Below are 6,892 nucleotides of genomic sequence, written 5' to 3' on the forward strand. Positions count from 1 at the left end.
AGAGGCGACTGATCCACCAAAAGGTCAGGGCTTACACAACTGCGCGCGTTGCCCAGTAACGCTACCTTGCGTTGATATCTGCGTTGATCGCAGCGTTGTGCTGAAAGGGGGCGCCCTTATTGCGCAGTGTCGAATGGTTCGAGGCGTAGCTGGTCAGCGGCCAGATGCGTGTCTTGCACGATATCCACCTGCGTCGACCAGCCGCGTTGCTTGAGTTGATCGCGCAGTTGAGTGGCCCAGCTCTGCACCTCAGGCGCATCCGCTGTGGCGGCCCGGAGGCGGATCTGGGCAGGAACTTGATCGGCAGACAGTGCGTAACGCGCAAGCCAGTCGCGTGGCGAAGTGGAAAGCGGTAGCGGACCGGGCTTGCGGGCCATGTTGCCTTTTGCCTGGTAGACCGTTGCGTCCGGCGCGGCTGCGCTAGCGGCTGGTTTGGATGATGGAGATGCATCGCGATAGGCATCGAGGTGCAGTGTGGGTGCATTGCGCACGCGCAGCGGAGCAGCCTGGCCTGCGACAGGCGCAGCGCGGGAGATGAGCGGTTTTTCTGCTGCATACGCGTTGGTCTGTGTTCGCTCGACCAGTGAGGTTTGCTCTGACGGCGATGCAGGTGCCGATGCCGGGCCTGGTGAGACTGGTGCGGGTGCGCTGCGATCTGCGGTTGCGGCAAGCGAGCCACTGACGAACGCATCGGCCGGGCTTGCGACGATGGGAGCAGGCGGCGGCGGGGGCGCTGCTGGTGCCTGCGCGTTGATGGATTGCGCATCAACATCTGGCGCGGGTTCGGCGACGCTCATGGCTGCAAGTGCAGGCGCAGCAGCAGGTGCCGCAGCAGGAGGTGCAGGTGCGGGTGCGGCAGCAAGAGTTGGCGATGGCGCACTGACCGGTTCCGGAGCGACGGCCCGGGCTGGCGATGGCAGCGCAGGCGGCAATGACGACTGCGATGGTCGTGGCGCTGCCGCCGCATTGGGTGCCTCGGCATACGCCGGTGCCGGCAGTGCAGGCAGGTCGGATGTGCTGTCTGCTATGCGATCCACCTGGTGGGCGTCGCGCGTTGCCTGTTGAGTCTTTTTCGGTTCTGCCAATGCCGTATCAGGCGTCGTAGCCGTCGGCAGCTCCAGCGTGGGTTGGCTGGCCTGCCACTGCAGACCAATGCCAACGGCCAGAGTGATCGATGCAGCAAAGGCGAGCGTCGGCATCCAGCGGGGGCGCCGGCTGCTGCGCCGGGAGGCGGCTGCGTGGCTGGTTTGAGTAGAGGTTGTGCTTGATTGGAGTGCTGGCAGTGTTGATGCCTGAGCCTGAGCCTGAGCCTGAGCCTGAGCAGCAGGCGCAGATGCAGATGAAAACGCAATTTCAGGCGCAGATGGAGCGCGCGATGCAGCTCCAGAGGTATCTGCCGCTTCATTCGAAGAAGCCGACATATCAGCAGTTATCGACGCATCTTTAGCTAGAGATAAATCCGCAGCCATCGAAGTATCTTTAGCTAGCAATACCTCTGCAGCCATCGACACATCTGCAGCGGAGGGCACATCCACACTCGGCTGCATAGCTGCCTTGTCTGTGTGCGCTTGCTGCTCGATCCACGCACGCGCAGATGCACTCAACGCCGTCCCCAATGCCTGATCGGCACGTTCGCCCTGTGCAAGACGCGCCTGTACGGCAGCGCGCTGTGCTGCCTGCGCTTGTTCGGCTTGCGCTGCGGCGGCGGCAAACACGGCTGCCATCGTGGAGGGTGCTTCGAATTGCAATCCGTCCTGTGCGGGAGTCGCTGCATTGCGTTCGGCATCGGCAGTGCGCGCGGCTTGCGCAAACCATGCATCCATGGACGCAGGCGGTGCATGCGACGGAAGGGCACGCAGCAGTGCGGCAAGGCCATCGCTGCCCGCGAGAAAGCGGTCGAATGCGCTACTCATTGCGTCGCATCCAGGCTCAGGCGCAGTTTTGCGAACGCATAGCGCAGCCGGCTCTTGACGGTCTCGAAACCTTCGCCGATTACCTGGGCGATTTCTTCGACGCCAAGCTCGGCAAAAAAGCGCAGCACCACCACTTCGCGTTGTGCGTCGGGCAATGCCATCACCGCGGCGCGCACGCGATGATGTTGCTGGCCGAGCATGGCCAGCTGCTCGGTGGACAGGTCGTCATCGGGCAGCTGCAGATGGGCGTCTTCCAGCGCCACCGAGGTGCTGTGATAGGCGCTGCGACGGGTGTCGATCCAGCCATTGCGCGCGATCTGGAACAGAAAACTGGTGAAGGCGGCCTGCCCGGGGCGGTAGTCGCTGCAGCGGGTCATCAGCTTGACCCAGGTCTTCTGCGCGAGGTCTTCGGCTTCGCTCAGGTTGCCTTCGCACAACCAGGCCAGAAAATTGAACAGAGCGCGGTTGTGGCGCGTGAACAACTCGGTGGCCGGCTGTTCGACAAACCCATTGGCGACGAGGAGCATGAGCTCCTCGTCGGGAAGATGCGCAAGGTCGGCAGGTTGCATGCGCGCAGTATAGGCAGGTGCCGCGCGCATCAGTCGGTGCCGGCAATTGGCCGGCTACTCAGTGCGTCGGCCTGCTGCACCATCTGCAGGAAATCGGCGCGGTAGCCGAAGCGGTCGCTACCCAGGCTGGCCGCGGCCAGGGCACGCACCTGCGGATAATCCCAGCCGTGCAGCTGAGTGCCGCCACGCAGGCGCTGGCCAAACCCGGCCACTGCGGCAGAAAAGCGGAAGGCATCGCTGGTGGCGTTCAAGGCGCGGCGCTGATCGTTGCGGACCACCGTGTCGAGCAACTGGCTGCGTTGTGCATCGGGCAGTTTGTAGCGCAGTTTGACGTGCGCCAGTTCGCTGTCGATTGCACGCACTTTTCGAGGTGTGGCGGTGTTGGCATAGCGCAACGGATCCACCGATGCGTGACCGTCGGTCGGGGTGATTTCATACAACGCGGTGACAGTGTGGCCTGCGCCGATCTCGCCTGCATCGACCTGGTCGTTGTTGAAATCCTCGCGTTGCAAGGCACGATTTTCGTAGCCGATCAGGCGATACTCCTTGACCGTGTCGGGATTGAATTCGACCTGGATCTTGACGTCGCGGGCGATCGTGGCCAGCGTCGCGCCAAGCTCGTGGGTCAGCACCTTGCGCGCTTCCAGTGGCGAGTCGATATAGGCGTAGGCACCGTCGCCCGCGTCGGCCAGCTGTTCCATCAGCGTGTCGTTGTAGTTGCCGGTGCCGAAGCCAAGCGTGGACAACGCTACACCGGAGCGGCGTTTCTCCGCGACCATGCCTTTGAGCTGATCGAAGTCGGTGACGCCGACATTGAAGTCGCCGTCGGTGGCGAGCAGGATGCGGTTGATGCCGCCGCGCAGATAGCCTTGCTGCGCCGCCTTGTAGGCCAGTTCGATACCGCTGGCACCGGCAGTGGAACCGCCCGACTGCAGGGCGTCGATCGCTTCGATGATGCGGCCTTGCTGGTCGCCGGGCGTGGGCGGCAGTACGACCGCGGTGTTACCGGCGTAGGTCACCAGGGTGATGCGATCTTTCGCACGCAACTGGCGCACCAGCAGCTTGAGCGAGGACTGCAGCAGCGGCAGTTTGTCGGGCGATTCCATCGAGCCGGAGACATCGACCAGAAACACCAGGTTGGCCGGCGGCAAATCGGCAGTGGCGATAGCGCGACCGGCGATGCCGACGCGCAGCAGCAGGCTGTCGTTGTTCCAGGGGGGGGGCGCCAGTTCGGTGCGCACCGCGAAGGGTTTGCCGTCGGTCGGTGCGGGATCGTCGTAGTGGAAGTAGTTGATCAGTTCTTCCACGCGCACTGCGTCGACCGGCGGCAGCGTGCCCGCACTCAGGAATCGACGCACATTGCTGTAGCTGCCGGTGTCCACGTCGATGCTGAAGGTGGACACCGGATTCGCTGCGGTCTGCACGATCGGGTTGTCGCTCAGCGTTTGGTAGGTTTCGCGGTTCTCGGCGGGTGCCGGGAGGATCGGCGGCATCGGCATGAGGTTGTCGAGTATTGGGCGACGCGCGACCAACTTGGCGGCCGGTGCGTGTTGTGTAGCGGAGGCTTCAAGTGCGATGGGTGCCGCTGGCATCGGCATCGGCGATGGCAGCGCTGATGGCGATACCGATGGTAATGACAATATCGGTGGTGGGCTCGGCACAGGCGGCTGCTGCATGGGGTATGCGTGGACAGGCTCTGCGAGATTGCCCTCGATCTGCGGCGTTGTCGAAGCGGTGGGGTGCGACGGCTGCGCGGTTGCAGGCAGCGTGGCGGTGCGCGAGCTGTCGTTGTTCGGCTCGGTCGGTTCGTGCGAGCAGGCGCTCAGCAGCAGGGCGAGCGCAAGAAGGCTATGACGTGGCATGGGAATCCTTTGCGTGGCGAAGAGGGATGGGTGAACAACCGGACAGCCCGAGGTCGCCGTGCACTGCGCCTCTGTTGAGTAAACGGGCCAGTGCGGCAAATGGGGTTAAGTGGGTTGAAGATTTTTTGGTCGCTGGTGCGTGCTGCCGTGTGCAGTGCCAGCGGAGGGGGGATTCTTCCCTTCTCCCATCGGGAGAAGGTGGCGCGTAGCGCCGGATAAGGGTACGGCTGGGCAGGGCGCTGTCGGTCGCCCCGTACCCTCACCCCAACCCCCGCTCCGCGCCCCGGCCCGTGCCAGCAGCGCGGGCGCTCCAAGGCACGCGCGCCAGTGGCGCGCAAGCCGTGCATTCTCGCCCCGCTGAAGAGGGGCTTTGCAGCCATTACCGTGCGTTATGCGCGGATCCGCATTGCTGGGCGCCGCAATACGGTTTATCCGTACGCGGCGCTACCGCATCATGGAAGGCTGCCGCCGCGCTGTGCGGCTGCCCGTTTCCTTCATGGAGTTCCCGGATGATCCAACGTCGTCACTTCCTCAAGAGCGCCACGCTTGGTGCGATCGCTTCCGGCCTGGCCGGGTGGGGCGCGCGTGCGCAGGCGGCGGTCGGTGCCAGCACGCCTGGCCGCGTTGCGGTGTTGCCGCGCGGCCAGGCGCGGGTAATTTCCACCTGGGATTTCGGCATTGCTGCCAACCAGGAGGCCTGGAAAATTCTCAGTACCAGCGGCATCGCGCTGGATGCGGTGGAAGCCGGCGTGCGCGTACCCGAAGCGGACCCGAGCAATCCCACCGTGGGGCTGGGCGGTTACCCGGATCGCGATGGGCGGGTGACGCTGGATGCCTGCATCATGGATCACCTGGGCAATTGCGGTTCGGTGGCGGCACTGGAAGATGTGGTGCATGCGATATCGGTGGCGCGCGCGGTGATGGAGAAAACCCCGCATGTGATGCTGGTCGGCGATGGTGCGCGTCAGTTCGCGTTGGAGCAGGGCTTTCCGAAGACCAAGCTGCTCACGCCTAGCTCGGAGGCGGCGTGGAAGGAGTGGTTGAAGACGTCGAAATATTCGCCGGAAGCCAATATCGAAAACCGCGCCTGGCGCGATGCCAAATTGCCGGGCGGCAAGGACAATCACGACACTATCGGCATGCTGGCGCTGGATGCGCACGGCAATCTGTCCGGTGCGTGCACCACCAGCGGCATGGCGTGGAAGATGCACGGCCGGGTCGGCGACAGCCCCATCATCGGTGCGGGCCTGTATGTGGACAACGAGGTGGGCGGTGCGACCTCGACCGGCGTTGGCGAAGAAGTGATCCGCAATGTCGGTAGTTTCGCGGTGGTGGAAATGATGCGCCAAGGCAAGTCGCCGGCCGATGCCTGCCGCGAGGTCGTCATGCGGCTGATACGGCGCAAGCCCGAGCTCACTCGCACGCTGCAGGTGGGGTTTTTGGCAATGAACAAGCGGGGCGAGGTGGGTGCATTCGCGATCCAGAAGGGTTTCAGCTACGCGGTCTGCGATGCGCAACGGCAGGATCTGCTGGTGCCCGGTGAAAGCCACTACACCACCGAGCCTGCGGCATGAGTGCGTTGGGGCTGGAAGTGGCTGCCGATTCGGTGGGTTCGGCATTGGCTGCACAGGAGGGCGGTGCGATGCGGGTCGAGCTCTGCGGGGGGCTGGATGGCGGCGGGTTGACGCCATCATTCGGCACGCTGGCGGTAGTGCGTGAGCGTTTACAGATTCCGCTGTATGTGTTGATCCGTCCGCGTGTGGGGGATTTCGTCTTCGATGCGGCAGAGGTCGAGGTGATGCGGCGCGATGTGGAGCAATGCGTGCGGCTGGGCTGCGATGGCGTGGTGTTGGGCGCGCTGGATCCGCATGGGCAGGTCGATATGGCCACAATGCGGGTGTTGATCGCGGCAGCGGGATCGCTGGGTGTGACCTTCCATCGTGCGATCGATGTCAGTGCCGATCCGGGGCGCGCGCTGGAAGATGCGATCACGCTGGGTTGCGAGCGAGTGCTGACGTCGGGTGGGCGTGCGAGCGCGCTTGAAGGTGTGGACACCATTGCGGCACTGGTGCGTCAGGCCGGCGATCGGATCAGCGTGATGCCGGGCGCTGGTGTGTCCGAAACCAATGTACTTACGCTGCGTGCCAATACCGGTGCGCGCGAGTTTCATGCCTCTTCACGTGGGCCGGTTGCGGCGCAGGTGCATGCGCGGCATGTGTATATCACCGATCTGGGCGGCGATTACCAGCGTACCGATGTGGCACGTGTGCGGCGGATAGTGGGGTTGTTGCAGGGGGCATGAGGTTGGAAGCTGCTCAGTTGCAGAGCGGGTGATCTGTGGGTTTGCTGCAGGGCCCTTGCCCGCCCACCATCACGGGACACGCCGCAAGTACATCCGTGTAGCAACTGTGTTGATCAGGACCTCAACCCGCGACCTTTGAGCGGTTTCCTTCAGGCGCGTTCATCGGTAGGTGCCGGCCGCTGGCCGGCACGCTTTTTTGCGTTTGCGCATGGCCGTCAAATGCGCTCAGGCGGGCTGCATGGCGGC

General features: G+C 64.1%; 5 protein-coding genes. 2 read left to right on the forward strand and 3 right to left on the reverse strand.

Annotated elements, in window-relative coordinates:
* Nucleotides 1-116: 116 nt before the first annotated feature.
* The 3 genes from ABS769_RS13770 to ABS769_RS13780 form a co-directional block, all read right to left on the reverse strand.
* Nucleotides 117-1,604: a hypothetical protein gene (locus ABS769_RS13770; RefSeq protein WP_350498179.1), complete on the reverse strand. Its 1,488-nt coding sequence runs from the start codon at nucleotides 1,602-1,604 to the stop codon at nucleotides 117-119.
* 305 nt (nucleotides 1,605-1,909) lie between these two features.
* Nucleotides 1,910-2,482: a sigma-70 family RNA polymerase sigma factor gene (locus tag ABS769_RS13775; protein WP_350498180.1), complete on the reverse strand. Its 573-nt coding sequence runs from the start codon at nucleotides 2,480-2,482 to the stop codon at nucleotides 1,910-1,912.
* A gap of 29 nt (nucleotides 2,483-2,511) precedes the next feature.
* Nucleotides 2,512-4,074, reverse strand: a complete 1,563-nt coding sequence (locus ABS769_RS13780; protein WP_430544166.1) for a vWA domain-containing protein — start codon at nucleotides 4,072-4,074, stop codon at nucleotides 2,512-2,514.
* A 779-nt stretch (nucleotides 4,075-4,853) separates the two neighbouring features.
* On the opposite strand from ABS769_RS13780, the gene ABS769_RS13785 reads away from it, so the two are divergent.
* Together ABS769_RS13785 and ABS769_RS13790 are read left to right on the forward strand one after the other, a co-directional pair.
* The gene (locus ABS769_RS13785) at nucleotides 4,854-5,918 is read left to right on the forward strand and encodes a N(4)-(beta-N-acetylglucosaminyl)-L-asparaginase (protein WP_317062114.1); all 1,065 of its coding nucleotides are present in this window, start codon (nucleotides 4,854-4,856) and stop codon (nucleotides 5,916-5,918) included.
* Nucleotides 5,915-6,646 carry a copper homeostasis protein CutC gene (locus tag ABS769_RS13790; RefSeq protein WP_317062113.1) on the forward strand — a complete coding sequence of 244 codons (732 nt, stop codon included), beginning with the start codon at nucleotides 5,915-5,917 and terminating at the stop codon, nucleotides 6,644-6,646. Before ABS769_RS13785 ends, ABS769_RS13790 begins: the two co-directional genes overlap by 4 nt.
* Nucleotides 6,647-6,892: the final 246 nt, after the last annotated feature.

This window comes from Xanthomonas hortorum (assembly GCF_040279205.1).
Taxonomy (GTDB): Bacteria; Pseudomonadota; Gammaproteobacteria; order Xanthomonadales; family Xanthomonadaceae; genus Xanthomonas; species Xanthomonas hortorum_F.